The 26,074-nt window shown below is 69.0% G+C and carries 30 protein-coding genes; 18 read left to right on the top strand and 12 right to left on the bottom strand.

Annotated elements, in window-relative coordinates:
* Positions 1-32: 32 nt before the first annotated feature.
* From alaS to ACFQEV_RS18160, 6 genes are all read left to right on the top strand, one after another.
* Positions 33-2,801, top strand: a complete 2,769-nt coding sequence (gene alaS / locus ACFQEV_RS18185) for an alanine--tRNA ligase (RefSeq protein WP_379699087.1) — start codon at positions 33-35, stop codon at positions 2,799-2,801.
* Between the two features lie 82 nt (positions 2,802-2,883).
* On the top strand, positions 2,884-3,708 hold the full coding sequence (locus ACFQEV_RS18180; protein WP_379699085.1) for an alpha/beta fold hydrolase: 825 nt from the start codon (positions 2,884-2,886) through the stop codon (positions 3,706-3,708).
* Between the two features lie 123 nt (positions 3,709-3,831).
* Positions 3,832-4,578 (top strand): type 1 glutamine amidotransferase, encoded by a 747-nt coding sequence (locus ACFQEV_RS18175; protein ID WP_379699083.1) that lies wholly within the window; start codon positions 3,832-3,834, stop codon positions 4,576-4,578.
* 78 nt (positions 4,579-4,656) lie between these two features.
* Positions 4,657-5,820 (top strand): acyl-CoA dehydrogenase family protein, encoded by a 1,164-nt coding sequence (locus ACFQEV_RS18170; RefSeq protein WP_379699081.1) that lies wholly within the window; start codon positions 4,657-4,659, stop codon positions 5,818-5,820.
* A 145-nt stretch (positions 5,821-5,965) separates the two neighbouring features.
* On the top strand, positions 5,966-6,538 hold the full coding sequence (locus tag ACFQEV_RS18165; RefSeq protein WP_379699079.1) for a DUF2238 domain-containing protein: 573 nt from the start codon (positions 5,966-5,968) through the stop codon (positions 6,536-6,538).
* Between the two features lie 150 nt (positions 6,539-6,688).
* A complete protein-coding gene (locus ACFQEV_RS18160) occupies positions 6,689-6,979 on the top strand; it encodes a DUF7853 family protein (RefSeq protein WP_092538296.1) in 291 nt (96 codons plus the stop codon).
* 37 nt (positions 6,980-7,016) lie between these two features.
* On the opposite strand, the gene ACFQEV_RS18155 is transcribed toward ACFQEV_RS18160, so the two are convergent.
* Positions 7,017-7,523, bottom strand: coding sequence for a cupin domain-containing protein (locus ACFQEV_RS18155; protein ID WP_379699077.1), 507 nt, complete (start codon positions 7,521-7,523; stop codon positions 7,017-7,019).
* 127 nt (positions 7,524-7,650) lie between these two features.
* On the opposite strand from ACFQEV_RS18155, the gene ACFQEV_RS18150 reads away from it, so the two are divergent.
* From ACFQEV_RS18150 to ACFQEV_RS18135, 4 genes are all read left to right on the top strand, one after another.
* A complete protein-coding gene (locus ACFQEV_RS18150) occupies positions 7,651-7,971 on the top strand; it encodes a 4Fe-4S dicluster domain-containing protein (RefSeq protein WP_379699075.1) in 321 nt (106 codons plus the stop codon).
* Positions 7,972-8,008: 37 nt separating this feature from the next.
* A complete protein-coding gene (locus ACFQEV_RS18145; RefSeq protein ID WP_379699073.1) occupies positions 8,009-8,380 on the top strand; it encodes a VOC family protein in 372 nt (123 codons plus the stop codon).
* A gap of 62 nt (positions 8,381-8,442) precedes the next feature.
* A complete protein-coding gene (locus tag ACFQEV_RS18140; RefSeq protein WP_379699071.1) occupies positions 8,443-8,895 on the top strand; it encodes a ferritin-like domain-containing protein in 453 nt (150 codons plus the stop codon).
* A gap of 118 nt (positions 8,896-9,013) precedes the next feature.
* Positions 9,014-9,337: a hypothetical protein gene (locus ACFQEV_RS18135; protein ID WP_379699069.1), complete on the top strand. Its 324-nt coding sequence runs from the start codon at positions 9,014-9,016 to the stop codon at positions 9,335-9,337.
* Positions 9,338-9,365: 28 nt separating this feature from the next.
* Here ACFQEV_RS18135 and ACFQEV_RS18130 read toward each other — a convergent pair whose 3' ends face one another.
* The 4 genes from ACFQEV_RS18130 to ACFQEV_RS18115 all read right to left on the bottom strand — a co-directional run bounded on the left by ACFQEV_RS18130 (position 9,366) and on the right by ACFQEV_RS18115 (position 13,669).
* Positions 9,366-11,498 carry a (Fe-S)-binding protein gene (locus tag ACFQEV_RS18130; RefSeq protein ID WP_379699067.1) on the bottom strand — a complete coding sequence of 711 codons (2,133 nt, stop codon included), beginning with the start codon at positions 11,496-11,498 and terminating at the stop codon, positions 9,366-9,368.
* A 90-nt stretch (positions 11,499-11,588) separates the two neighbouring features.
* Positions 11,589-12,293, bottom strand: a complete 705-nt coding sequence (locus ACFQEV_RS18125; RefSeq protein ID WP_379699065.1) for an energy-coupling factor transporter transmembrane component T family protein — start codon at positions 12,291-12,293, stop codon at positions 11,589-11,591.
* On the bottom strand, positions 12,290-13,066 hold the full coding sequence (locus tag ACFQEV_RS18120) for an energy-coupling factor ABC transporter ATP-binding protein (protein WP_379699063.1): 777 nt from the start codon (positions 13,064-13,066) through the stop codon (positions 12,290-12,292). The genes ACFQEV_RS18125 and ACFQEV_RS18120 overlap by 4 nt, the downstream gene beginning before the upstream one ends.
* A gap of 18 nt (positions 13,067-13,084) precedes the next feature.
* Positions 13,085-13,669 carry a biotin transporter BioY gene (locus ACFQEV_RS18115; protein WP_379699061.1) on the bottom strand — a complete coding sequence of 195 codons (585 nt, stop codon included), beginning with the start codon at positions 13,667-13,669 and terminating at the stop codon, positions 13,085-13,087.
* Positions 13,670-13,819: 150 nt separating this feature from the next.
* Here ACFQEV_RS18115 and ACFQEV_RS18110 point away from each other — a divergent pair, with 150 nt between their 5' ends.
* The 7 genes from ACFQEV_RS18110 (at position 13,820) to ACFQEV_RS18080 (ending at position 19,908) form a co-directional block, all read left to right on the top strand.
* Positions 13,820-14,431, top strand: a complete 612-nt coding sequence (locus ACFQEV_RS18110) for a conditioned medium-induced protein 4 (RefSeq protein WP_379699059.1) — start codon at positions 13,820-13,822, stop codon at positions 14,429-14,431.
* A 148-nt stretch (positions 14,432-14,579) separates the two neighbouring features.
* Positions 14,580-16,694 carry a minichromosome maintenance protein MCM gene (locus ACFQEV_RS18105; RefSeq protein WP_379699057.1) on the top strand — a complete coding sequence of 705 codons (2,115 nt, stop codon included), beginning with the start codon at positions 14,580-14,582 and terminating at the stop codon, positions 16,692-16,694.
* A gap of 1 nt (position 16,695) precedes the next feature.
* Positions 16,696-16,980 (top strand): DUF7854 family protein, encoded by a 285-nt coding sequence (locus tag ACFQEV_RS18100; protein ID WP_379699055.1) that lies wholly within the window; start codon positions 16,696-16,698, stop codon positions 16,978-16,980.
* 101 nt (positions 16,981-17,081) lie between these two features.
* Positions 17,082-17,420 carry a DUF7855 family protein gene (locus ACFQEV_RS18095; protein WP_379699053.1) on the top strand — a complete coding sequence of 113 codons (339 nt, stop codon included), beginning with the start codon at positions 17,082-17,084 and terminating at the stop codon, positions 17,418-17,420.
* Between the two features lie 41 nt (positions 17,421-17,461).
* Entirely contained in the window at positions 17,462-18,346 is an 885-nt protein-coding gene (locus tag ACFQEV_RS18090; RefSeq protein ID WP_379699051.1) for a DUF7856 family protein, read from the top strand.
* A gap of 30 nt (positions 18,347-18,376) precedes the next feature.
* Positions 18,377-19,243: a DUF7857 domain-containing protein gene (locus ACFQEV_RS18085; protein WP_379699049.1), complete on the top strand. Its 867-nt coding sequence runs from the start codon at positions 18,377-18,379 to the stop codon at positions 19,241-19,243.
* Complete coding sequence (locus ACFQEV_RS18080; protein WP_379699047.1) at positions 19,240-19,908, top strand: MinD/ParA family ATP-binding protein; 669 nt, start codon at positions 19,240-19,242, stop codon at positions 19,906-19,908. The genes ACFQEV_RS18085 and ACFQEV_RS18080 overlap by 4 nt, the downstream gene beginning before the upstream one ends.
* A gap of 150 nt (positions 19,909-20,058) precedes the next feature.
* Here the strand turns inward: ACFQEV_RS18080 and ACFQEV_RS18075 are convergent, their stop codons facing one another.
* Positions 20,059-21,063: a transcription initiation factor IIB gene (locus ACFQEV_RS18075; protein WP_379699045.1), complete on the bottom strand. Its 1,005-nt coding sequence runs from the start codon at positions 21,061-21,063 to the stop codon at positions 20,059-20,061.
* Between the two features lie 163 nt (positions 21,064-21,226).
* Here ACFQEV_RS18075 and ACFQEV_RS18070 point away from each other — a divergent pair, with 163 nt between their 5' ends.
* Positions 21,227-21,748 (top strand): DUF7858 family protein, encoded by a 522-nt coding sequence (locus ACFQEV_RS18070; RefSeq protein ID WP_379699043.1) that lies wholly within the window; start codon positions 21,227-21,229, stop codon positions 21,746-21,748.
* Between the two features lie 50 nt (positions 21,749-21,798).
* Here the strand turns inward: ACFQEV_RS18070 and ACFQEV_RS18065 are convergent, their stop codons facing one another.
* The 6 genes from ACFQEV_RS18065 to ACFQEV_RS18040 all read right to left on the bottom strand — a co-directional run bounded on the left by ACFQEV_RS18065 (position 21,799) and on the right by ACFQEV_RS18040 (position 26,014).
* A complete protein-coding gene (locus tag ACFQEV_RS18065; protein ID WP_379699041.1) occupies positions 21,799-22,554 on the bottom strand; it encodes a ParA family protein in 756 nt (251 codons plus the stop codon).
* Positions 22,555-22,679: 125 nt separating this feature from the next.
* A complete protein-coding gene (locus tag ACFQEV_RS18060; protein ID WP_379699039.1) occupies positions 22,680-23,111 on the bottom strand; it encodes an HIT family protein in 432 nt (143 codons plus the stop codon).
* Positions 23,112-23,191: 80 nt separating this feature from the next.
* Positions 23,192-23,821, bottom strand: coding sequence for a uracil-DNA glycosylase (locus ACFQEV_RS18055; RefSeq protein ID WP_379699037.1), 630 nt, complete (start codon positions 23,819-23,821; stop codon positions 23,192-23,194).
* Between the two features lie 4 nt (positions 23,822-23,825).
* Entirely contained in the window at positions 23,826-24,053 is a 228-nt protein-coding gene (locus ACFQEV_RS18050; protein ID WP_379699035.1) for a DUF7860 family protein, read from the bottom strand.
* A gap of 74 nt (positions 24,054-24,127) precedes the next feature.
* Positions 24,128-25,000 carry a ribose-phosphate diphosphokinase gene (locus ACFQEV_RS18045; protein WP_379699033.1) on the bottom strand — a complete coding sequence of 291 codons (873 nt, stop codon included), beginning with the start codon at positions 24,998-25,000 and terminating at the stop codon, positions 24,128-24,130.
* A gap of 105 nt (positions 25,001-25,105) precedes the next feature.
* A complete protein-coding gene (locus ACFQEV_RS18040; RefSeq protein ID WP_379699031.1) occupies positions 25,106-26,014 on the bottom strand; it encodes an HVO_0234 family beta-propeller protein in 909 nt (302 codons plus the stop codon).
* Positions 26,015-26,074 lie beyond the last annotated feature (60 nt).

The raw sequence follows: 26,074 nt of genomic DNA, 5'->3' as shown, positions 1-26,074 counted from the left end.
TGTTTTACCCGGTCGTAGGCCAATCACGGGTAATGAGCGAACTCGAAGAGGAGTATCGCCTCGACTACTTCGAGGAGGAGGGGTTCTACCGGAAGCAGTGTCCGGTGACCGACGTCCACTTCTGGACGCGCGACCCCGACAGAGAGACCTGCGGCGAACCGCCCGCCGACGATTACACCTTCATCGACAACCCCGGCTTCGACGAGGAGTACACGCTCGAAGAGATGCGGGAGGAGTTCCTCTCGTTCTTCGAGGAACACGGCCACGAACGCATCGAACCGTACCCCGTCGCGGCCAACCGCTGGCGCGACGACGTGCTCTTGACGCAGGCGTCCATCTACGACTTCCAACCGCTCGTCACCAGCGGTCAGACGCCGCCGCCGGCGAACCCGCTGACCATCTCTCAGCCCTGCATCCGGATGCAGGACATCGACAACGTCGGCAAGACGGGCCGGCACACGATGGCGTTCGAGATGATGGCGCACCACGCGTTCAACGCCCGCGAGGAGGTCGGCGACGAGTACGCCTACTCCGGCGAGGTGTACTGGAAGGACGAGACGGTCCGCCTCTGCGATCAGTTCTTCGAGCACATGGGCGCGGACGTCTCGGAGATAACGTACATCGAGGACCCGTGGGTCGGCGGCGGCAACGCCGGCCCCGCCTTCGAGGTTCTGTACCGCGGCGCCGAGTTGGCGACACTCGTCTTCATGTCGATGGAACAGGACCCCGAGGGCGACTACGAGATGAAGGACGGCAACCGGTACTCGCCGATGGACACCTACATCGTCGACACCGGCTACGGCCTCGAACGCTGGACGTGGGTGTCGCAGGGGACCCCCACCGTCTACGAGGCCGTCTACCCCGACATGATCGAGTTCCTCAAGGAGAACGCGGGCGTCGAACTCTCCGAGGAGGAACGCGAACTCGTCCACCGCGCCGCCAAACTCTCCGGCTACCTCGACATCGACGAGGTGGACGATGTGTACGAGGCGCGCGTCGATATCGCGGAGCAACTCGACGTGGACGCCGAGGAACTGACGGCGCTTCTCCGTCCCCTCGAAGACATCTACGCCATCGCCGACCACTGTCGCACCCTCGCGTACATGTTCGGCGACGGCATCGTCCCCTCGAACGTCGGCACCGGCTACCTCGCGCGGATGGTCCTCCGGCGGACCAAGCGCCTGGTGGACAACGTCGGCGTCGACGCGCCCCTCGACGAACTGGTGGACATGCAGGCCGAACGCCTCGGCTACGAGAACCGCGACACCATCCGCGACATCGTCCGCACGGAGGAGCGGAAGTACCGCGAGACGCTCGAACGCGGCACGCGGAAGGTGCAGACCCTCGCCGACGAGTACGCCGAGTCCGGCGACCCCATCCCCGTGGAGGAACTCATCGAACTGTACGACTCCCACGGCATCCAACCGGACATGGTCGAGGAGATAGCCGACGAACGCGGCGCGACGGTCGACATGCCGGACGACTTCTACTCGCTGGTCGCCGACCGCCACGAGGGCGAGGGCGGCACCCGAGACGCCGTCGCCCGCGACGAACGCATCGCCGACCTGCCGGAGACGGAGCGTCTCTACTACGACGACCAAGAGCGGATGGAGTTCGAGGCGGTCGTCTTGGACGTCTTCGAACGCGACGACGGCTACGACGTGGTCTTAGACCAGACGATGTTCTACCCCGAGGGCGGGGGTCAACCCGCGGACCACGGGACGCTCTCCTCGGACGACACGACGGTGGAGGTGACGGACGTCCAGATAGCCGACGGCGTCGTCCTCCACCGCGCGGACGGCGACCCGGGGAAGGGCGAGTTCGTCCGCGGGAAGGTCGACTCGGAACGCCGCCGTCGCCTGATGCGGCACCACACCGCGACGCACGTCGTCGGCCACGCGACGCGCGAGGTTCTCGGCGACCACGTCCGGCAGGCGGGCGCGCAGAAGGGGACCGACCGCGCGCGCTTCGACGTGACGCACTACGAACGTATCTCCCGCGAGGAGGTAGAGGAGATAGAACGCCTCGCCAACGACATCGTGATGCGGAACGTGCCGGTGCAACAGGAGTGGCCGGACCGCCACGAGGCCGAAGAGCAGTACGGCTTCGACCTGTATCAGGGCGGCATCCCGCCGGGACAGAACATCCGCGTCATCACCGTCGGCGACGACGTGCAGGCCTGCGGCGGGACGCACGTGAAGTACACCGGCGACATCGGGACCATCAAGATTCTGAACACCGAACCCGTTCAGGACGGCATCGAACGCATCGTCTTCGCCGCGGGCGACGCCGCCATCGACGCCACCCACCGCACCGAGAACGCCCTCTACGAGGCGGCGGACGTCCTCGACGTCAACCCCGAGGACGTGCCGGAGACGGCCGAGCGGTTCTTCACCGAGTGGAAGGAACGGGGCAAGACAATCGACCGCCTGAAGACGGAACTCGCGGAGGCGCGCGCCGCCGCGGAGGCCGAGGAGGTCGACATCGACGGCACGCCCGCCGTCGTCCAACGACTCGACGGCGACGCCGACGAACTCCGCGCGACGGCCAACGCTATCGTGGACGAGGGAAAGGTCGCCGTTCTCGGCTCCGACACGGGCGGGAGCGCGCAGTTCGTCGTCGGCGTCCCCGAGGGCGTCGGCATCAACGCCGGCGAAGTCGTCGGCCAACTCGCCGGCCGCGTCGGCGGCGGCGGCGGCGGCCCGCCGGACTTCGCGCAGGGCGGCGGCCCGAACGTGGACGAACTCGACGAGACGCTCGACGCCGCCCCGGACGTCCTCCGGACGGTCCTGAACGCGTAGGGGCCCCCGAGCGTCGGTCGTCTCTTCTTCCGACGCTCGACGCGTCGGTGCCGTAAAGACGCCGCCGCCGAGAGTGACGACCATGCCAACCGCATCGAACGGGAGCGTCGACCTGTACTACGACGCCGAGGGCGAGGGCGAGACGGTCGCCTTCGTCGGCGACGTCGGCTACGGCGCGTGGCAGTGGGGGTGGCAACACGCCGCCGTCGCCGGACCGTACGAGAGCCTCGTCCTCGACCTTCGCGGCACTGGGCGGTCCGACGCGCCGCCCGGCCCGTACGCCGTCGGAACGCTCGTAGACGACCTCGTGACCGTCCTCGCTGACCACGGCGTCCGGAAGGCGCACGTCGTGGGTGCGGGACTCGGCGGCATGGTCGCCTTGCGGGCAGCGCGGTCCACCTCGCGCGTCCGGAGTCTCGCCCTGTTCGGCACCGCCGCGTCCGGGGGCGGTCCCGACGCGGTCGGGAGCACGTCGGACCACGGGTCCGACGGCGGCCTGGACCTCGAACCCCTCTTCGGCGCGCCCGACGACCGGGCGGCCCTCGACCGATCGCTCCGGGCCGCCGTCTCGGAGCGATTCGTCGGGGCGCAACCCGAGGCGTTCGAACAGATCGTCGAGTGGCGCGCCGAGGAGGACGCCTCGCGGGCGGCGTGGGAGGCGCAGGCCGCCGCAGTCGAGCGATTCGAGGCGGACGACCTCTACGAGATCACCGCCCCGGCGCTGGTCGTCCACGGCGCCGAGGACGCCGTCTGGCCCGTCGAACGCGGCGAGGAACTGGCCGCGGACCTCCCCCGCGGCGAGTTCGTCCCCGTCGAGGGCGCGGGCCACCTCGCGCACGTCGAAGCGTCGAAAGTCGTCAACGACGAACTCCTGCGCTTCCTCGACGAGCAGTCGGCGCCGCGGTAGCGCCGTCGGTTCGGCGGCGACTGTCGGCGACGCGCCACCGGTCCGCGCGGCGGCGTCTGGAAGACCGGCACGACGCGCCACGTGCGCAAGACACTTCTTCGCGGGAAACGTTCGCACGCAGTGATGAGTACGGGCCACTCTCGCCTCCGATTTGCACTTCTCGACGCGTCGCACCGCGACCCGAACACGCGGCGCAACTTCCGGCGCGAACTCGACGCCGACCTCTCCGAGTTCGACGCGACGGCCGGCGAACTGCCGGACGACTTCGACTTCGACGGCGTCGTCGTCACCGGGTCGCGGTCGTCCGTCTACTGGGACGAAGACTGGATAGAACCGCTGGTGGACTACGTGAGCGACGCCCACGACGCCGGCTTGCCGATGCTCGGCGTCTGTTACGGCCATCAGGTGCTCGCGACCGCACTCGGCGGCCGCGTGGAGGGCATGGGCGAGTACGAACTCGGCTACCGCGAGGTGGCGCACTCCGGCGACGACGCCCTGTTCGAGGGCATCGGCGAGACGTTCACCGCCTTCACGACGCACTCGGACGCCGTCGTCGAACTCCCGCCGGGGGCGGAACTCGTCGCGGAGAACGACTACGGCGTCCACGCCTTCCGGAAGGGACGCGCGTGGGGCGTCCAGTTCCACCCCGAGTACGACCCGCAGACGGCCGAATCCGTCACCCGGGGGAAGGACCTCCCCGAGGAACGAATCGAATCCGTCGTCGCGGGCATCGACGCCGAGAACTACGAGGCGGCCTGCGAGGCGAAGCGACTGTTCGACAACTTCGTGGCGTACGCCGAACACGTCGCCGCGGACGCGGACGTCGACGCGGACGTCACCGAGGAACCGGACGCCGAACTGACGGTCTGACGCGGCTTTCTCCCCGCTTTCGTCGCCCGACGGGACGCGAGCGAACGCTTTTGTCGCCGTACCGCGCAAGAGTCGTTCATGCTCGATTATCTCGAATTGGAGTCGGACCTCACGCCCGAAGAGCGCATGATACGCGACGAGGCGCGCCGGTTCGTCGAGGAGGAGGTCAAACCCGACGTCGGCGACCACTTCGAGGCGGGGACGTTCCCGGAGGAACTCGTACCGAAGATGGGCGAACTCGGCTTCTACGCGCCGACCATCGACGGGTACGGCCTCCCGGGCGTCGGCGAAAGGGCGTACGGCGTCCTGATGCAGGAACTCGAAGCCGGGGACTCGGGGATTCGCTCGATGGCGAGCGTGCAGGGCGCACTCGTCATGTACCCCATCCACGCCTACGGGTCCGAAGAACAGAAGGAGCGGTGGCTTCCGGCCCTCGGCAGGGGGGAGGCGGTGGGCTGTTTCGGTCTGACCGAACCCGAGCACGGTTCGAACCCCGCGGGGATGGAGACGCGGGCGGAGAAGGACGCGGACGGATACGTCCTGAACGGGTCGAAGACGTGGATAACGAACTCGCCCATCGCGGACGTGGCCGTCGTCTGGGCGCGGGACGTCTCCGCCGAGGGGTCGCCCGTCCGGGGCGTTCTGGTCGAGACGGACCGCGACGGCGTGACGACGAACCCGATCCACGACAAACTCTCGATGCGGGCGTCGGTCACGGGCGAAATCGGTCTCAACGACGTTCGGGTGCCCGAGGAGAACGTCCTCCCGAACGTCGAGGGGATGAAGGGACCGCTCTCCTGTCTCACGCAGGCGCGGTTCGGCATCTCGTGGGGTATCGTCGGCGCGGCGCGGGACGCGTTCGAGGCGGCCCGCGAGTACGCGAAGGACAGAGAGCAGTTCGGCGGCCCCATCGCGCGCTTCCAGATACAACAGCAGAAACTCGCCGAGATGGCGACGCAGATCACGAACGGGCAACTGATGGCGTATCGCCTCGCGGAGTTGAAAGAACGGGGCGAACTCCGCCCCCAACACGTCTCGATGGCGAAGCGACACAACGTCGCCATGGCGCGCGAGGTGACGCGAACCGCCCGAGAGATGCTGGGCGGCAACGGCATCACGACGGACTACTCGCCGATGCGGCACCTGGCGAACGTCGAGACGGTGTACACGTACGAGGGCACCCACGACATCCACACGCTCGTGTTAGGGGAGGATCTAACTGGGATTGCAGCCTTCGAGTGACTTCGGTCACTCGATACGGTGGAATCGCAGTTAGCGACGGGCATCGCGCCTTCGAGTAACTCCGTTCGCTCGACACGGGGTTCTCGTCCGAAACGGACCACACGCCTATCCGTTCTGGCCCCCTTCGTCTCGGTGAGCCGCATCTATGACGGAACCGACGCGAACTCCGACGGAGCAGACGGCCGAGCGAGGTATCAAGGGCGCGACTCTCGCCGTGTTCGTCGAGGGACTTCGCCAACGGGACCCCGACGCGGTCGTGAACGCCGTTCTCATGTTCGCGGCGACCTACCTCCCGAGCGTCGCCGAACGCCTGTTCGACGTCGAGTTCCGGCCGTGGCAGCGAGTGTACACGGAGATTTCGATGCTCGCGCACGCCGTCGGAATCCTCGGCCCCTACGACGACACGTGGTGGTGGGACCACGTCACGCACGTCCTCTCTGCGACGCTCCTCGGCGGGTTCGTCCACGTCGCCGCGGACCATCTCGGACGTAACCCCCGACGAGACGTTCTCGCATCCATCGTCGGCGGCGGCCTCCTCTGGGAGATCATGGAGTACGCGGTCCACCGGTTGTCGGACCGCCTCGGTATCGAACCCGTACTCGTCTACTACGGTCGCCGCGACACCGTCGAAGACCTCCTGTTCGACCTCCTCGGCGCACTGTTCGTGCTCCTGTTCGGCGACCGCCTCCTCCGGAACTTCACCCGGGACGCCGACTGATCTCCCGCCGAGACGACCGATTCCGCCTCGGGGGAGAAGACCGGACGTCCTACCCGACGAACCGCATCTGTTGCCGCTAGTGTGCGCAGTGTGCTAATACCAAACACACCTTTATACCGTCCGGGGTGTAGTTTCGCCCGGAGTAAGACAATGACCGCTCCGGCACACGACTGCCCGACGACGCTCGATTTGAACCGCGAGGAGGCCTGGGTCCTGCACACCGCACTCCTCGACACCGTGGAACGAGAACTGGACGAGGGGAACGACGCCGAACGGGCGCTCACCCTCCTCTTCCGCCTCGAAGAGGGGAAGGACTTCGACTGCGAGCAACTGGAGTACCTGACGTCGGTGCTCCGGTCGTACATCGACGGGAGCGTACCGCCGCGGGACCGGAGTCCGGCGCGAGACGTCCTCGACAGCGTCCAGACCGCCCTCGCGTGAGCGTCCCGTATCCGACGGGGCGACCGGGTCGCCTCGTCTATTCTCGCCCGTCGCGTTCCGACTCCTCCTCGCCGACCCAGTAGTCCACCGCGTCCTCGCGCCGAAAGTAGCCGGAGACGGTCCGTTCCTCGCGTCCGCCGGGCGGCGACCCGGCGAACACGCCCACCTTCTCGGAGTCGGGGTAGACGGTCACGTCGGGGTCTCTCATCGTCGAGACGGCGAGGTAGCGAAGCGGTTCGTCGCCGTCGTTCCGCAGGCGGTGCGCGCCGGACTCGCCGTCCGGAAAGACGGCGAAGTCGCCCGGTTCGACGGCCGATTCGCCCTCCGGTGTCCGGAGGACGCCCGTCCCCGAGAGGACGTACACCGCCTCCTCGTTGCCCGCGTGGTAGTGGTAAGGCCACGACGACGCCCCAGGCGGGAGTTCGTAGAGACTCGCGCCGAGGCGGTCCGCGTCCGCGGCGGCCCCGAGTTGCTTCCGGCGGAACCGCGTCTCTCCGCGTTCGTTCTCCGTCCACTCGACGTCCGACTCGTTGACGCGCGGCATGAGTACGGGGACGCGCGTCGATCACTTGGGTGTCACGCGAGGCGGCCCGAGTCGCGCCTCCGCCCGCGTCGAGTCGCCGATCTCCGAGTCGGACGCTTTAGTACGGCCGGGCGATTACTGCCGCCAAATGGGAATCGATCCGAACTTCGATGCGAACCGCGAGAACGTCGGCGAGGAGAACGGGGTGGCCGTCTGGGGCCCCGTGGACCCGCCGGAGAAACTCGGCATCCACGGCACGCACGTCGCCGTCGATTACGACATCTGCGTCGCCGACGGCGCGTGTCTGGAGAACTGCCCCGTGGACGTGTTCACGTGGGTGGACACGCCCGACCACCCCGAAAGCGAGAGGAAGGTCGAACCGACGCGCGAGGACCAGTGCATCGACTGCATGCTCTGCGTCGATATCTGCCCCGTGGACGCCATCGACGTGGACGCCTCCCGGGCCTGACCGACCGATATTTCACGAGTGCGGTCGTCTGACCGCCATGCGACTCATCCATACGGCGCTCGACGTGTCGGACGTGGACGCGACGCTCGATTTCTACGAGACGCTCGGACTCGAATTCGCCCACGAGTTCACCCTCGACGGCGTCCGCAACGTGTACGTCGGCGGCGAAGACGGCTTGGAACTGCAGTTCAAGTACGACCCTGAGAGCGACGAGTCGGTGGACCCCTCGGGCGTGGACCACGTCGCCGTCGAGGTGGACGACGTGGACGCCGAGTTCGAACGCGTCGTCGAGGAGACGGGCTGTCCGGTCGTCCACGAACCGATGACTATCGAGGAGGCGAACGCCCGCGCCGCGTTCGTCGAGGACCCCGACGGCTACGCCGTCGAACTGGTCGGATTTCTGGACTGAGAGCCGAGAGACGCCCCGCGGCGGGTAGTTATTAGTTCTCGGCGGGCCAACATCTTACCGAGATGGCAGACCAAATCACGTCTATACTCAAAGAGGCGTATCTGGACGAACTGGAGACGGTGATGAACTACTTGACCAACTCCATCGTCCTCGACGGCGTCCACGCGGAGGAGGTCAAAGAGTCGCTTCAGGAGGACATCCAAGAGGAACTCAACCACGCCGAGATGTTGGGGAACCGCCTGAAGCAACTCGACGCGAAGCCGCCGGGGTCCGCCGAGTTCGAGGCGAACCAGATGGATCTCCAACCGCCGGAAGACAGCACGGACGTCGTCTCGGTCATCGAGGGCGTCCTCACGGCGGAGGAGGACGCCATCGAGACGTACCGGTCGCTCGTCAACGCCGCGCGCGAAGCGGACGACCCCGTGACGGAGGACCTCGCGGTCACCATCCTCGCCGACGAGGAGGCCCACCGCACGGAGTTCCGCGGCTTCCAGAAAGAGTACCCGATGAACTGAGGCCGTCTCCTCGCTACTCCTCCGTTTTATCCCTCCGCTAGCCGCCGGTCCGCACCTCGGCGACCGAAGGACGGAGGGTTCACGTTCAGATAGCGCGGTTCAGCGGCCACCCCTCACGATGACAGACGACGAACGCGCACTCGACACCGGCGAGATAGAGGACCGAATCGACCAACTGGGGCGGTACTCCCGGTTCGTCAGGGCCGGGTTCGGCGTCATCCTCGCCGCGTTCCTCCTCGCTCTCGTCGGCAGACTCCCGTACAACCTCGACAGCGTTCCGAGCGCAGTCAACGCCGTCCTCCTCCCCCTCATCTTCGTCGGCATGGGACTGCTCCTGTTCGGCATCGGGATGCACCTGCACCTCATGCACCTCAACCTCGTGGACCAACTGCGGCGGCGACACGAGAAAGAAGAGGGAGACGGCGGGGACGCCGACTCCTGAGGCGGCGAGGTCCTCCGGCGTCGACGCTTCAGTCCGCCGACGCGGGCGTCGTGCCGTCGTCCGACCCCGTCTCGGTTTCCGCGACGCCCCCCCGTTTCGACTCCAACGCCTCCACGAGGAGTTCCGCCACGTCGATAATCTCGATGTCCTCCTCGAAGTCGCCGGTCTTGCGGCCGTCCTCGTACATCGTGCCGCACATCGGGCAGGCGACGACGAACTTCTCGACTGCGCGCCCGGCCTCGGTATCTTCGAGGGCCTCGCGGAGTCGTTCCTCGCTCGGCTTTTTCGTCTCGTCGTGGTCCATCCAGAGGCCGCCGCCCCCGCCGCCGCAACAGAACGAGTCCTCGCGGTTGCGGGGCATCTCGGCCAACCGCGCGCCCGTCGCCCGGACGAGTTCCCTCGGGGCGTCGTACTCGTCGTTGTACCGACCGAGGTGACACGGGTCGTGGTACGTGACGGTGTAGTCGAGCTCCGTCCCGTCGAGTTCGATCTCGCCCTCCTTCACCAGCGATTCGACCACCTGCGTGTAGTGGTAGACGGGGTAGTCGAAGTCGGGGGCCATCTCCGGGTACTCGTTCTCGAACGTGTTGTACGAGTGGGGGTCGGTGCAGACCACCGTCTCGAACTCGCAGGCGTCGAACGCGGCGGCGTTGTCCTCGACGAGCATCTCGTAGAGGCCCTCCTCGCCGACGCGCCGCACGTCGTTGCCGTCGTTCTGTTCGTCCTCGTAGAGGATGCCGTAGGAGACGCCGGCGAGTTCGAACAGGCGGGCCAGAGAGCGCGCGACGCGGCGGTTCCGCTCGTCGTAGGAGGGGTAGTCGCCGACGTACCAGAGGTACTCGACGGGTTCCTCGCGGGCGTCGGGCACCTCGAAGTCGAGTTCCTCGGTCCACTCCGGTCGCTTGCGGGCCGGGTCGCCGAACGCGTTGCCGTTCTGGAAGACGTTCATCATCGCCTCCTGGACGGGTTCCTGCATCTGGCCCGTCTCGGTGAGGCGGCGGTTCATCTCCGTGAAGTGGCTGAGGTGTTCGATATCGACGGGGCAGGAGTCCATGCAGGCCATGCAGGCGACGCACGACTCCATCGTCTCGGCGGCGATGACGGACCGCCCGCCGTCCGCGACGATGTCCACCGGTTCCGTCTCCCCGGCGTCGAGGCTCTCGCGGTAGGACTTCAGGTCGAGAATCACGTCGCGCGGGTCGAGGGGGCGTCCCGCCTCCTTGGCGGGGCAGACCGACGAACACCGGCCGCACTTGGTGCAGGCGTCGGTGTCGAGCAGTTGCTTCCACGAGAGGTCCTCGATTCCGGTGTAGCCTATCTCGTCGGGCGCGGCGTCCTCTGGGACGCCCGGGAGGCGCTTGCCCGCCTTCTCGTCGCGGGCGACGACGTTGGCGAACGAGGAGATCATGTGGAACGGCTTCGCGTACGGGAGGAACGCGACGAACCCGAGGGCGACGAGGGCGTGGGACCACCACCCGACCCAGTAGAGCGTCGCCGCGAGTCCGGGCGTCACCCCGGCGGCGTCGAAGGCGAGGGCGACGAAGTAGCCGACGAACGACACCGTCTCCCACGCGGGGAACTCCGTGCCGACGATGCGGAGGCCCTCGATGACGTACCCGCCGACGCCGAGGACGAACAGCGTCCAGACGAACACGTCGTCCTCGAAGCCGGTGTGTTTCCCCCACAGTCGCTCTTGGCGGACGACGTACCGACGGTAGATGGCCATGCCGACGCCGACGACGAACAGGAACCCGAGGGCGTCCATCACGAACGAGTACGAGAGGTAGAAGTCGCCCGTGAAGAACGAGGTGCCCGTCAGGCGGCGGTAGATGTCCATATCGACCATCAGAATGGTCGTCCCGATGAGGAGCGTCAGGAAGCCCCAAAGGATGAACGCGTGCATCACCCCGGCGAACAGGTCCCGGTCGAACTGCTTCTCGTTCGAGAGGACGACCCGGGACGCGCGAACGACTCGCCCCGGCAGGTCGTTGACTCTGTCGAAGGGGTCGGCCCCGCCACGGGCGTACCGCGCGAACCGTTCGTAGACGCCGTAGCAGAAGATCAAGATAGCCATCGCCGCGAGGCCGTAGAAGACCGCCTCGCCGACCGGCCCGACGGTCCAGAACGTCTCTCGGGTCGGTTCCGCCTGCAAGAGTGTCATGGTCGATACGGCGGGAAGCGCGGGATTAAATCTTGCCACCACCGACCCGCTTATCAGAGAGACGGGGCGGGCGTCGCCGTCGCCCGGCGGTCAGACGAACGCCGCGGCGACCAGCATCGCCGTCGCCGCGAGGCCCGCCGCGTCCGCCCGCGAGAAGGAGAGTTCCGGGAGCGTCGGGTTCCACGCGAAACAGCGGGCCTGAAGCGCGAGGGCGAAGCGGTCCGACCGGAGAAACAGGCGTCGGAGGCCCGTCTCCGCGACGAGGCGCATCCGTTCGCGCAGGCCGCGCCGGTCGCCGAGTCGCGCGTCCGTCGCCGAGCGAATCGTCGCCAAGTCGCGCTTCAGGAGGGGGAGAAAGCGGAGGACGAACCCCACGCCCGCCCCGAGGAGGACGCCGACGCGCCCGGGGACGACGCGTTGGATGGCCGCCCGCGAGTCCCGCACGGGCGTCGTCCGGATGTACGCGGTACTCACGAGGAGGACGAGGACGACACGGTAACTCGAAAGTGCGGGGTAGACGGCCGCCGCGGGGACGACGTGGGGGGGCCGGAGCGTCACCGCCGCCAAGAGGGGACCGGCGACGAGGAAGGGGAGAAACGCTCGGTACGCCCGCACCGTCCCGAGGAGGGGCGTCCGCGACGCCGCGAGGACGCCGAGGGCGACGACGGTCAGGACGGCGAGTCCGCGGGGCGTCGTGTGCGCGAACGCCGCGAGTGCGAACGCCGCCTGAAACCCGAGTTTTGTCCGCGGGTCGAGGCGGTGGGCCGCGGAGTCGCCCGGCGCGTAGGAGATCATCGTCGCTCGTTCGCGCGCCGGCGCGACGCGGCGTCCGTCCCCGTCTCTGCCTCCGACGCCGACTCCGATCCGGCTTCGGGCGGCGGGCGGACGCCGAGTTCCCGCAGGCGGTCGGGTGAGGGGTCCGACGAGTCGAGTTCGACTCGCCCCTCCGACATCACCACCGTCCGGTCGGCGAGTTCCGACACGTCCCGCAGGTCGTGCGTGACGACGACGACGCCGGTGCCGGCGTCGCGCAGGTGTTCGAGTCTGTCGAGGACGGCCGTCCGCGCGGGCCAGTCGAGTCCGGTGAACGGTTCGTCCAACACGAGGTGGTCCGGTTCCATCGCCAACGCGCCCGCGATGGCGACGCGTTCGCGTTCGCCGCCCGAGAGTTCCTCGATGCGGGCGTCGCCCCGGTCGGCCATGCGGACGGCCGCCAACGCTGACTCGACGCGCCGACGTATCTCCGCCCTCTCGAGGCCGAGGTTCTCGGGGCCGAACGCCACGTCCGCGCGCACCGTCGAGGCGACGAACCCGTCGCGGGGGTCCTGAAACACCATCCCGACGGCGGTTCGGGCGGTCACCACGTCCTCGGCGACGGGGCGGCCGTTCACCTCGACGGCCCCCTCGTCCGGCGAGAGGAGGCCGTTGAAGTGGCGCACCAGCGTCGTCTTCCCGGACCCGTTCGCCCCCGCGAGCAGGACGAACGACCCGTCTTCGACGGTCAGGCTCACGTCGTCGACGGCCGTCACCTCGCCGTAGCGGTGGGTGAGGTTGCGGACGGCGATCATCGCGTTCGCCTCACGACGTCACCGCGCGACGATGGCGTCGCTTCGCGTCACCGCCGCGGCGACGGCTATCTTCACGGCCGCGACGGGGAGGAACGGTATCACGACAGCCGAGACGGCGGCCAGCAGACCGATGCCCTGGACGACGGAGAACCCAACCGCGCCGACGGCGTAGATGACCGCCGACCCGGCGACCATCGCCGCGACGATTCGCGGGAGGGGGATGTCGCCCGGCGCGGAGAGACTACCGGTGCCGTGCGCGACGAGGCCCACCGCGGAGGCGGCGACGGGGAATCCGACGATGAACCCGCCGGTCGGCCCGAGGAGGACGCCGAGACCGCTCGACCCCCCGGCGAACACCGGGAGGCCGATCACCCCGCCCACCGCGTAGAGGACGAAGGAGACGCCCGCCCACAGGGGACCGAGGACGACGCCGGCGAGGAAGACCCACAGCGTCTGGAGCGTTATCGGAACGTTCGGTACGAGGGGGTGGACTAGATCGACGGGCGCGGTCGCACTCGTCACGGCGGCGAAGAGCACCGCGCGCGCGATATTCCGCGCGGACTCGTCGCCGACGAGTTCGACCGACTCCGTTTCAGTCGCCATGTACCTCCGTGTCTCGTAAACCACAATGAATCGTTCGGTTGACGAACATCGGCGGCGGTCCTCGTACGACGCGGATTCGGCCGACAGTCCGGTATTTGGATGCGTCGCCCCAGTAAGTTTTTCGTGCTTCACGCCCTGAGAGATCTACCTATGGACGAGAAGACGGCCAAACTCCGAGACATCTTCATCGACGCCACGGGCTCGGACACCGTGACGGAATCGCAGGAGGAGGGCCCGGGGTCGTTGGTGGACGACGGCGACGACCGGCGGGTGACCGAACGGGTGGGCGAACTCGTCTCGCGGATGCGCGACCGCTACGAGTTCGAGAGCGGTCTCGGCGACGCCGACCTCAAGCGGGTCGTCTTCGGCTTCTACGAGGGGGCGGACGACGACGAAATCGCCGCGGAACTCGACGCCGACGCCGACGCGGAGACGGTGTTCCGCGCCCGGATGGACCTCCACCTCGTCGGCGAGGCGGACCGCGACGCGCCGTTCGAGTTCGACGACCTCCGTTCGCTCGTCGCCGAGGGCGCGGACGACGAGGCGTGCGCCGCGAACTTGGACGCCGACGCCGAGACGGTCGCGCGCTACCGCCGCGTCGTCGAGGCGACGGCGGAGGCGACGCGCGCGAACCACCGCTTCCGCGACGAGTTCGAGGAACTCCTCACCGACGCGGAACTCTCCTCGCGCCTCGACGTGGACGCCCACCACGACGGACTCCGCGACGCCACCGAGGACATCGAGACGAACGTCTCGTTCTGATCCGTCTCGACCGCTCTCTCCCTCATCTCGGCCTCTCGTCTCACCCGCCGGTGCGCGCCCGTACCTTCCGCTCGGACTCCCCCGATAAGGGGGAGGGGTCGCGCGCGTGGCGAAGACTCTTATTCGATGCAGGACGTAGCCTCTATCGATGGCGCAGGCCCCGCAGGACCCGAACACAGACCTCACCGACCGGTTCATACAGTTCTACCGGAAGTACTACCGGGACGAGATAGGGAAACTCGCCCAGAAGTACCCCAACGAGCAGCGTTCGCTGTACGTCGACTACGAGGACTTGTACCAGTTCGACGCCGACCTCGCGGAGGACTACCGGAAGAAGCCCGATCAGATACGCGAGTACGCCGAGGAGGGCCTCCGCCTGTACGACCTCCCGGCGGACGTCAAACTCGGGCAGGCGCACGTCCGCCTCCGGAACCTCCCCGACACGGTCGACATCCGCAACATCCGCGTCCACGACGACCACATCGGTCGGATGGTCGCCGTGCAGGGCATCGTCCGGAAGGCGACGGACGTCCGCCCGAAGATCACGGAGGCGGCGTTCGAGTGCCAACGCTGCGGGACGATGACGTACATCCCGCAGACCGACAGCGGGTTCCAAGAACCGCACGAGTGTCAGGGCTGCGAGCGACAGGGACCGTTCCACGTCAACTTCGACCAGTCCGAGTTCATCGACTCGCAGAAACTCCGCGTCCAAGAGAGCCCCGAGGGCCTGCGGGGCGGCGAGACGCCGCAGAGCATCGATATCGACATCGAGGACGACGTGACGGGGAAGGTCACCGCGGGCGACCACGTCACCGTCACGGGCGTCCTCCACATCGAACAGCAGACGTCGGGTCAGGAGAAGACGCCCATCTTCGACCTCTACATGGACGGCGTCGCCGTCGAGATAGAGGACGAGGAGTTCGAGGACATGGACATCTCCGAGGAGGACGTGGCCGAAATCGTCGAACTGTCGAACGCCGACGACATCTACGACAAGATGATCGCCTCCGTCGCGCCCTCCATCTACGGCTACGAACAGGAGAAACTCGCGATGATTCTCCAACTGTTCTCGGGCGTGACCAAGCACCTCCCGGACGGGTCCCGCATCCGCGGCGACCTGCACATGCTCCTCATCGGCGACCCCGGTACCGGGAAGTCCCAGATGCTGCAGTACATCCGGAACATCGCGCCGCGGTCCGTCTACACGTCGGGGAAGGGTTCCTCCTCGGCGGGTCTGACCGCCGCCGCCGTCCGCGACGACTTCGGCGACGGCCAACAGTGGACGCTGGAGGCCGGTGCCCTCGTCCTCGCGGACAAGGGCATCGCCGCGGTGGACGAACTCGACAAGATGCGCCCCGAGGACCGCTCTGCGATGCACGAAGGGTTAGAGCAGCAGCAGATTTCGGTGTCGAAGGCCGGCATCAACGCGACGCTGAAGTCGCGGTGTTCGCTCCTCGGCGCGGCGAACCCAAAGTACGGCCGCTTCGACCAGTACGAGTCCATCGGCGAGCAGATCGACCTCGAACCCGCCCTCATCTCGCGGTTCGACCTCATCTTCACCGTCACGGACGACCCGGACCCCGAGTCCGACGCCGAACTCGCGGAGCACATCATCAACACGAACTACGCGGGCGAACTCCACACCCAACGGACGAGCATCACCAACTCCGAGTTCACCGAGGAGGAAGTCGACAACGTCACGCAGGAAGTCGCCCCCGACATCGAGGCCGAACTCCTGCGGAAGTACATCGCGTACGCGAAGCGCACCTGCTTCCCGACGATGACCGAGGAGGCGAAGGAGGTCATCCGCGACTTCTACGTGAACTTCCGCGCGAAGGGGGCCGACGAGGACGCCCCGGTGCCGGTGACGGCCCGGAAACTCGAAGCCCTCGTCCGCCTCGCGGAGGCGTCCGCGCGCGTCCGCCTCTCCGACAAGGTGACCGAGGAGGACGCGGACCGCGTCACCACCATCGTCGAGTCCTGCCTGCGCGACATCGGGATGGACCCCGAGACGGGCGAGTTCGACGCCGACATCGTGGAGACGGGCACCTCGAAGAACCAACGCGACCGTATCAAGAACCTCAAGGCCCTCATCAGCGACATCGAGGAGGAGTACGAGGAGGGCGCGCCGGTCGAAGAGGTCCTCAAGCGCGCCGAGGAGGAACTCGACCTGAAGGAGGGCAAGGCCGAACAGGAGATAGAGAGCCTCCGCCGGAAGGGCGAGGTGTACGAACCGCGGACGAACCACCTGCGGACGACGTAAGATGGACCGCATCTCCGCCCTCCGCAACGTCGAGGAGGCCCTCCGCGACTTCGAGTCCGGCGAGTCGGACCTCGCGGCGACCGAACAGCGAGTCGTCACCGTCCTCCGGACGTACGCGACGGACTTCGAGGGTGAGGACGGGGTGCGGCCGTACCAAGCGACGGGCGACGGCCGCGCGCACGGACTCGTCGTCGTCGCCGAGAGCGAGTCCGACGCCCGCGAACGCGTCCACGACCTGTTGGACGAGAAATCGGGAACGCTCCAGTTCGACGTGAACCGACTGTAACCGCCGTCGAGGGTGCCTCGACGACCCACCGGACGACGTCCGGTGACGCCCGACGACGCTTCGGGGGATTTTTCTCAGCAGACGTTACTTTCAAGATATCCGTGTTGTTGGTCGTGACTTACGCTCGGGACGCGCGCGAGACGCTTCGGAACGCCTGTCGAACGCACGAGGACGTGGTCGTCCGTCGGTTCGGGCGCGCCGCCCTGTTCAAGGAGACGGAGTTCGGCGCGTTCCTCGCCTGCCGCCTCCGCGAGAAGCACGGCCACGACGTGCAGGTGGAACGAACCGAACCGTTCAACGAGTACGCCGCCGTCCGCGACGAGGTTCGGGAGGCCGCCGCGGCGTACGAGGCCCGGGAGGCCAAGAGCACGCCGTACGACAAGTTCGCCGCCGGCACTGACCATCCCGACTCGGCGGCGATGCGCGCCCGCGACCTGTGACCGCCGAGCGACCGGCGTCGACCGGACGCGACGCGCCGCGCGTGCGCCTCCCCTCCGGCGAGACGTTCTCGGGGAGCGTACTCGACCTTCGAGAGGCGTCCGTCTCCGCGGAGGCGGTTCGCCGCGCGATTCGGGTCGGACGCCCCGCCCCCGCGGACGGACCCGAAGTCGTCTGCCCGCCGCCGGGGCCGGTCCACGAGTACGTCGCACGAATCGACCCCGAGGCGTCGTTCGACCGACGGGGGGCACTCGTGGCACTCGCGCGAACTCGCGGTCACGCCGCGCCCGCGTCCGACGAACTCGCCGCCGTTCGAGAAGAACTGGCGTCGGTTCGGCCGCCGTCGCCCGCCGACGTGGAGGCGGCCCGCCGCCGCGCCGCCGAGGCGGGCGCGGAGACGGAGCGTCTGAGAGAGCGAGTGGCGACGCTCCGCGGGCGTCTCACCGCCCACCGCGAACGCGACGATATCGGCGACGGTGATGGGCGCGCCGGCGAGGCAGTCGCCGAGGCGGAGGCGGAACTCTCGGAGACGATGACTCGACTCTCGGAAGTCGCCACCGACCGAATCGCCGCCCGTCAGCGCCTCGAACTCCTCGAATCCGAGGCCCGGAAGGCGCGCGACGCGAGGGAGGAGCGACTGAGGCTCCAAGACCGGGTGGGGAACCTCGAACGCTCCGTCCGGCGGTCGCTGGCGGGGTTCGTCTACGGGGAGTTCGCCGCCGCCGTCGCCGCCGTCCCGGACGCGTTCGACGCCGACGCGGGCGCGGAACCGGGCGACTACGACGGCCCCGCGGTGGCGGCGGCACTCGCCGTCGCGCGCCTCGCGGACGTTCGCGCCCCGGTGGTCGTCTCCCCCGCCGTCGCCGGCGCGTTCGGCGGTCCGGACTCCGCGGGCGACTTCCTCCGCGCACCCGTCGTCGTCCGGTGATTTATGTAGGGTCGGGCGGCCAACCACCCCGTGTACCACGACTGCTCCGTCGAATCCGTCGCGGGGGCGACGCTCGTCTCCGTCCGCGTTCACAACGACGCGCCCGTCGCGCGCCGCGTTCGGGTCCGAAACGTGCTCGACGGCCCCGTCTGTCCGCCGCGCCGCGAGGGCGTCGCGGAGTCGGGGTGGGACGACGAGGGGTACGAGGGCGTCGTCCCCGCCGAGGGGACCGTCGCCGTCGGCTACGCCTGTCCCGTCGAAACCGACGAACGAGACGATTCGGCGCCCGTCGCCGTCGAATCGCTCGGCCGCGCAGAGGACGGCGACGAGGGAAATGGAGTCGCGCACGCGGTTCGATCACTCGGCCGCGCCCGCCCGCCGGCCGACGCCGTACCCGGACTCGGCGATACGACCCCGCGGAACGCCGCGAACCGCCTCGGCGGGGACGAAGACGATCCGGAGAACGACGCAGAACCCGACGACGGGCCGAAATCCGGCCCGGCGGCCATCGACGCTCGATGCACCGCCGACGGCGATATCGAATCCCCTCCGGGCGACGACGCCGAACTCGGACTCGACGCCGCGACCGAACCGGCGGTCGCTCCCCGACCGTCGTCCGCCGCCGCGACGGGCGTTCCCGAGTCCGTCGCCTCGTGGTTGGCCGAGGTCAGAGCGCGCGTCGTCCGCGCCGAACGGTTGACCGACGCCTCCGCCGCGGATGCCGCCGAAGTCCTCGAAGCAAGCGGCGGGTACGAGGGCGTCTCGTCGCTCCCCGAACGCGTCGCGACCGACGAGGAGGCGCTTCGAGCGTTCGCGGCGAGTGCGGAACGACTCGCGGACAGGGCGGCCGACGCCGACGCCGGACCGGTCGTCGAGGGCGTCGGGAGGATGGCGTGATTCTCGCCGTCACCGGTGGGAAGGGCGGCGTCGGCAAGTCCACGCTGGCGTTCGAACTCGGCGCGGCCCTCGACGCCGCGGTGGTGGACGCCGACTTGGGGATGGCCGACCTGCCGACCGGCCGCGGCCCGGACCTCCACGACGTCCTCGCGGGGCGGGCCGACCCGGTCGAGGCGGTCAGAGACGGCGTCGGTCCCGTCACGATTCTCCCCTGCGGACGCTCCCTCGCGGGCGCACGCGCGGCCGACGTGACCCGCCTCGACGACGCCCTCCGCGCCGTCGAACGCGCGTACGGGGACGTGGTGGTCGACTGCCCGGCGGGGATGAAAGCCGACGCGGGCGTGCCCCTCGCCGTCGCGGACGCGTGCGTCGTCGTCGCGTCGCCGCGCCCGTACGCACTCGCCGACGCCGTTCGAACGCGGGAACTCGCGCGGGAACTCGACGCCGGCCTCGTCGCCGTCGCGGTGAACCGCGCGGTGGCGGACCCGCCGACGGAGGCGTTCGAGGAGGTTCTCGGCGCGCCGGCGGTGGTCGTCCCGGCCGACCCCCGCGTCGGACGCGCCGTCGCCGAGTGCCGCCCCGTCACGCGGTGCGCGCCGTCGAGTCGGGCCGGGCGCGCCGTCGAAGAACTGGCCTCGGCCGTCGCTCGGTGTCGGCGGGTCTGAACGAAACGGTCGCGTCGCTCTCCTTCTCGCGTCGACGAAGAACGGGCAGCAGTCGGTCGTCGGTCGTCAATCGACGGTCGTCAGTAGTCGGCGGTTGGTCGTCGGCCGTCAATCGGCGGTCGGCGGTACGCGCGTCGAATCTTCGTCGGGTTACTCGTCGCCGTCGGCGTCGCGCAGGTCGGTGTAGGTGCTCCGGAGCGTCACCGGCGTGACGCCCGCCACGTCGGCCGCCTCCTTCTGCGTCACTCCGGCCTCCGTATCGCGCGCGGCGGTGTAGAGGCACGCCGCCGCGACGCCGCTCGGATTTCGCCCGACCGACAGGCCGCGCTCGGACGCCTCCGCGGCGTACTCGCGGGCGCGGCGTTCCGCCTCGCCGCGGAGGTCGAGTTCCGAGGCGAACCGCGGGATGTACTCGGCGGGGTCGATGGGGCCGACCGGCAGGCCGAGTTCGCGGTTCAGCGCGTCGTAGGCGGCCGACTGCTCGTCCGCCGTCGCCTTGGCCGCCTCAGTCACCTCGTCGGTGGTCCGGGAGACGCCGGCGACGCGGCAGGCGGCGTAGACGCAGGCGGCGGCGAAACCCTCCAGCGACCGCCCGCGGAGCAGGTCCTCCTTCTGCGCCGACGTGAACAGCGAACACGCGTGGTCGCGGATGCGGTCCGGGAGCGAGAGCGCGCCCGTCAGGCGGTGAATCTCCGTGAACGCGTACACCTGATTCCGCTCGCGTTTCGTGGAGATGCGGGCGCGGTTGTGCTGGCGGCGCATCCGGGCGAGGCGGCGGCGCTTCCGCCCCTTCACGCGCGTCGAACGGCCGATTTCGGTCGAGAGGCCCTTGTCGTGGCGCGAACGCGTCAACGGCGCGCCGGTGCGCTTGGGGTTCCGGTCGTCGTCCGCGAACGACCGCCACTCGGGGCCGTGGTCGATGCGGTACTCCGAGACGACGAGGCCGCAGTCGGCGCAGACCGTCTCCCCGTCCTCGGCGTGAAGCCGCCCGCCGCACTCGGGACACGTCCGGGTCGCCCCCTCCCGCGCCCGTTCGCTCTCGCCCTCGGTTCGGGCCGCCTCGCCGGCCTGCGTCTCGTCCGTCTCGTCCGTCTCGTTCGTCTGCGTTCGGTTCGTCCGCGCGGATTCGGTCTGCGTCGAGCGTGCCTTGCTCATCACATCTGAAACTTGGTTCCGAAGGAGTATTTAAAGGAGGGACGGACGGTCCGTTTCGACCCCCGTTCGGCCGGGTGAACGTACCGGTGACCGGTACGCTTCAGTTATCTCTCTTGATACTCGCACGAAACTGTTTAACTTAGTGAGGGTGTACGTCGCCGCAATGGGACTATCGGACATCGCCGCGGGTCTGGAAGTGACCACGAAGCAGGTCGAACGCGGCGTCGCGACCGTAGACGACACGGAGGTGGACGTGGCGGCGCGCCTCCGTGCGCACGCTGAGAAACTCCCCTGCACGCCGGAGGCGGCGCTGACCGTCCTCGAACGGTACGGGGAGGGAGACAGCGTCGGCGACGCCGGGCGGGCGGCGTCCGTCGCCTCCGTCACCGCGGCGAAGGTGCTCCACCGGTGCGGCGTGGAGGGCGTGACGCCGTTGGCCCCGATGGCGCGGCGGGTGCTCCGCGATTGGTTGACGGGTGAACTCTCCCGCGCGGACGCGTTGGAACTCTCCGGCGCGGACGAGGCGGAGTTCGCACTCGCGGCCTACGTGGAGACGCACGACCCGGTGACGGAACTCGCCGAGGCGACGCGGCGCGACGCGGCGGCACCGCTCTCGGGCGACGCGCTCGTGGAGAAACGGGAGGCCCTCGCGGAGACGATGAGCGCCCCAGGCGAGACGTTCTGACGGGTACGCTTCTTCTCTCTCCTCTCCGCCGGTTCGCTCTCTCGCCCCGCTTACCCTCGCACGTACCGACCGACGCTTTCGAGGAGTCCGCCGCCCCCGAAAGCGTCGTCTAACTCCGTCTCGAACGCGGCGGCGGCGAGGCGTCCGACGCCGGCGGCGAACGAGTCGTCGTCGCCGTCGAGGCAGGACGGACAGGAAGCGGGTTCGGTCGCGTCGCTCTCGGGGACGGACGCGTCCGCGGTCCGGAGTTCGCCGCGCGTCGCGACGACGAAGTCCGTCTCCGCCCCGAGGTCGGTGAGTCGGCCGCGCATCCGCTGGACGGCGTCCGCGCCCCGCGTGGTACCCGGCGCGACGAGACACACCCGGTCGCAGGCGTTGACGGCGGCGACGGCCTGATTCGCCGCGACGGGCGGTACGTCCACGACCACGTGGTCGTACGCCGCCGCGGCCTCCTCGATCCGCGCCTCGAACCGACGCGCGGCGTCCGCGGACTTCGCCCGCGCGAGTCGTTCGAAGGGGGCGTTCGCGGGACAACACGCGACGATGCCCGGCGCGTCGAGTCCGAGTTCGACGAGACCCTCCGAAAGCGGCGCGTCCGCCTCGTCGGTCAGAAGCGCGGTCAGGTCGGGGTCTAACGACCCGGAAACGTAGTCTGAGAGTCCCTGCGTGGCGAAGGCGGCGTCGAGAACCGCGACGTCTCGGCCGTCGGCCGCGAGGGCCGCCGCCGTCTCGACTGCGCATCGCGTCGTCCCCGCCCCGCCGGTGGTCCCGACGAGAGCGACCGCCGAGGGTTCGTCGTTCGACATACTCTGCCGTGGTCCGGGCTTCCGATTTAAACCACCGGTCGGCGGACGCTCGCGTCAATCAGTCGAAACTTCGTCGACGAGAAGGGCCGAGCGCATCCGAGCGTCGAAAGCGACGCGTCGGTCGTTCAGGCTTCGGCGTCGGATATCTCGTCGGCGATGGCGTCGAGTTCCTCGTCGGAGAGGTCCGGTCGGTCGCCCGCGACGGCGTGTATCGGCCCGCCGCCGTCGCCCTCGAACCGGGGGACGAGGTGGACGTGGACGTGCGGGACTTCCTGCCCGGCGGCCTCGCCGTCGTTGATACCGACGGTCACCGCGTCGGCGTTCGCGGCGTCCTCCACCTTCGGCGTCAGTTCGTGTACCGCGGCGAACACCTCCGACGCCACGTCGTCGGGCATCTCGCCGACGCGTTCGTACGCCTCCTTCGGGACGACGAGGGTGTGCCCCGGAGCCAACGGGTTCGCGTCGAGGAACGCGAGAACCGCGTCCGTCTCGTAGACGATACGGGCGGGTATCTCTCGGGCGATTATCTTCTCGAAGATGGTCTCGTCGTCGCTCATGTGCGGTTCGTCTCTCGGACGCTCAAAGAACGTTCGGGTGCCGTCGGACGCTTCGGTTCCGACGGTCGGTCGGTCGGTTCTCAGGGCAACCGTTCGCGTATCGCCGCCTCGTACTCCGCCGGCGAGTAGCCCAACCGCGACACCCACACGTCCTGGTAGGAGGGGTGGAGTACGGGCAGGAGCGTCGCGTCGAAGGCGTCGAGTTCGACCGGTTCGAGAACCGAATCGACGAACCCGTCGAGCGACTTCCCGTCGAACGCGAGCATCGTCTTCGTCGCGTGCTTGCCGGTGGCGACGACCACCTCCGGTTCGACCCGTTCGAGTTCGGTTTCGAGGTGCGCGCGGCAGTTCGCACGCTCCTCTGCGGTCGGTTCGCGGTTCGTCTCGCCGTCCTCGGCGCGGGGGAAGCACTTCACGGCGTTCGTGTAGTACGCGTCCGGGTGGCCGACGGCGGCCAGCAGTCGGCGGACGCGCCGACCGGAGTGGCGGGTGGTGTAGGCCAACCCGGTGTGGTTGCCGCCGCGCCAGCGGTCGGCGTTTGGTTCGCCCGCGCCGGGGGCCTCCCCGACGACGAACACGTCCGCCTCGCGGGAGCCGTTACCCCACGAGATGCGGTTTCGGCACGCCGCGAGCGCCGGACACCGCTTACAGTCCGACTCCACGACGAACCGCGAGTCGGCGTCGGGAAACAACGGGTCGGCGTCGGTCACCGCGTCACTCCGTAAGCGGCAGGGCGATGCCGAAGACGAACGGCGAGAGGAGTGTGAGCGCGACGCCGATGGCTTCCGCGTCGAAGAACAGCGTCCGCTCCCAGCCGGGAAGCGGACCGAGGAGGGCGGGAACGACCATGTTGCCCGCCGCACCGACGGCGAACAGGCTGAGTCCGAGGGCGACACCGAGTTTGGTCATGCGGGGGTAGTCGAGTGAACCGTACTGTCCCATATCGAACGACTCGCCGTCCGGTCCACATGAGCGTTTCCAATCTCCCAGCGGGGATCCAGCGACGCGCGAGACGCTCACTCGGTCACTTCGACCGAATCGACGGCGGCGGCGACGAACGGCGCGACGCTGACCGCGCTGACGTCGCGTTCGACGGTGTCGGTGCCGAACACGCGTTCGACGCCGGCGCGTTCGAGTTTCGTCCGCGCGTTCCGCACGAGGAGGGCGTGGACGCAGGCGGCGAAGACGCGGTTCGCTCCGCCCTCGTCCAGGTGGCCGATGGCCTGACTCATCGTCGACCCGGTGGCGATGATGTCGTCGGCGATGACCACGTCGCGGTTCGCGGCGTCGGCGTCGCTGGGCGTGATCTCCACGTCGGTTCCGGAGTGGCGCACCTTCTCGAAGTAGTCCGTCTCGCCGCGCCCGTAGGCGTCGCGGACGGCGCTCGCGAGTTCGATCGCGCCGGCGTCTGGCGACAGAAAGAGCGGGTCCTCCAAGTCGTCCGGGAGGGGGTCCGCGAGGCAGGAGGCGGCGTCCACCACGGTCACGTGCGCGTCGAAGAAGTCCGCGACTTTCTCCTCGTGGGGGTTCACGAGGACGATTCGGTCGGCGGTGGCCGAGACGGCCCGCGCCATCGCGCGGGCGGAGACGGGGTGGCCGTCCTCGAACGCCTCGTCCTGCCGCGCGTAGCCCATGTACGGGAGGACGGTGACGACTTCCGACGCCCCGGCCTCGCGGACGGCGTCCTGCAGTTGCAGCAGTTCGACCCACGCGTCGTTCGAGTCGGTGGTGGCGACGACGACGGCCCGTTCGCCCCCCTCGAACTCCGGGACGGCGGCCAACGTCTCGCCGTCCGGGAAGCGGTCGTACGTCGCCGCCGAAAGCGGTTCGCCCAGTTCCTCCGCGAGTGCCGCCGCCAACCCTTGCGAAGCTGCGCCGGGTACGATCATGTGCGAGCATCTTCGCCGCGCGTTAAACCCGTTTTCGTCTCGTCGCGGTCGCTCCGCCCCGAGAGCGGTTCCGACGCTCCGGCCGAACGGTCGCCGTTTGGACGCTCAGCGGACCGCGACGCCGCCGACGTCGCGCAGGCCGAGCACCTGGTGTCGCCACGACAGTTCCGGTCTCTCTGCCTCCTCGCTCCGGTCCGCTTTGACGAGGAACGTGCCCGCGTCAGTGACGGCGTACGTCGCGGCGACGCCGTGGGCGACGGCGGCGACGTCCTCCTCGACGGGGAGGGGCGCGACGGCCCACTCGCCGTCGTCTCCCCGGGCGAACAGGTCGCCCTCGGAGACGGCGTGTCGGCGGCCGTCCGCGGACGCCGCCACCGCGTCGAACGCGCCCGTCAGTTCCTCCATCCAGCCGTTTCCGAGTTTGAACAGGCCGGCTCCGGTCGCCGCGAGGGGCGCGACGGCGGCGTCCGCGCCGACCACCACGTCCTGCGCGTCGTCGAGTCCCGCCGGGGCGAGTCCGTCGTCGGTCACCCGGTGGACGCCGTCCGCCGCGGCCACCAAGTCGCCGTCGAGGGCGCGAACCGCCCCGGCCGTTCCGACCGTTTCCCACTCCCCGTCGCCGACATCTCCGCCGTCTCCCGCCGCGTCCTCGTCCGCCTCGAACCGCGCGACGCGTCCGTCCTCGTCGGCGGCGAGGAGCGTCGAACCGTCGAACCCGACGGCCGAGGCGGGGCCGAACCCCGTCTCCTCGAACGTCGCCGACTCCGGCGATTCGGGGTTCGCCTCGGCCGCCGTCGCCGCGAACACGCCCTCGTCCGCCGCGACGGCGACAGTCGAGTCGGCCGTCCCGCGTTCGACGGCCACGTCGCGGGCCGAACACCGGTGGGCGACGCCGAACCCGCCCACCAAGTCGTCCGACACCGACACCGAGACGAGGCCGACGCTCGTGGCGACGAACACCGTCTCCGTGCCGGTGTTGTCGGTGTAGACGCGCTTCTCGTCGATGGTTGGCATCTCGCTCGCGGGTTCGAGGAGTAGCGACGAAAGTATACCGGAGTGCCCGACGGATTCGGG

Source organism: Halopelagius fulvigenes (assembly GCF_042662625.1).
Taxonomy (GTDB): Archaea; Halobacteriota; Halobacteria; order Halobacteriales; family Haloferacaceae; genus Halopelagius; species Halopelagius fulvigenes.
This window is presented reverse-complemented; position numbering and strand designations above follow the sequence as displayed.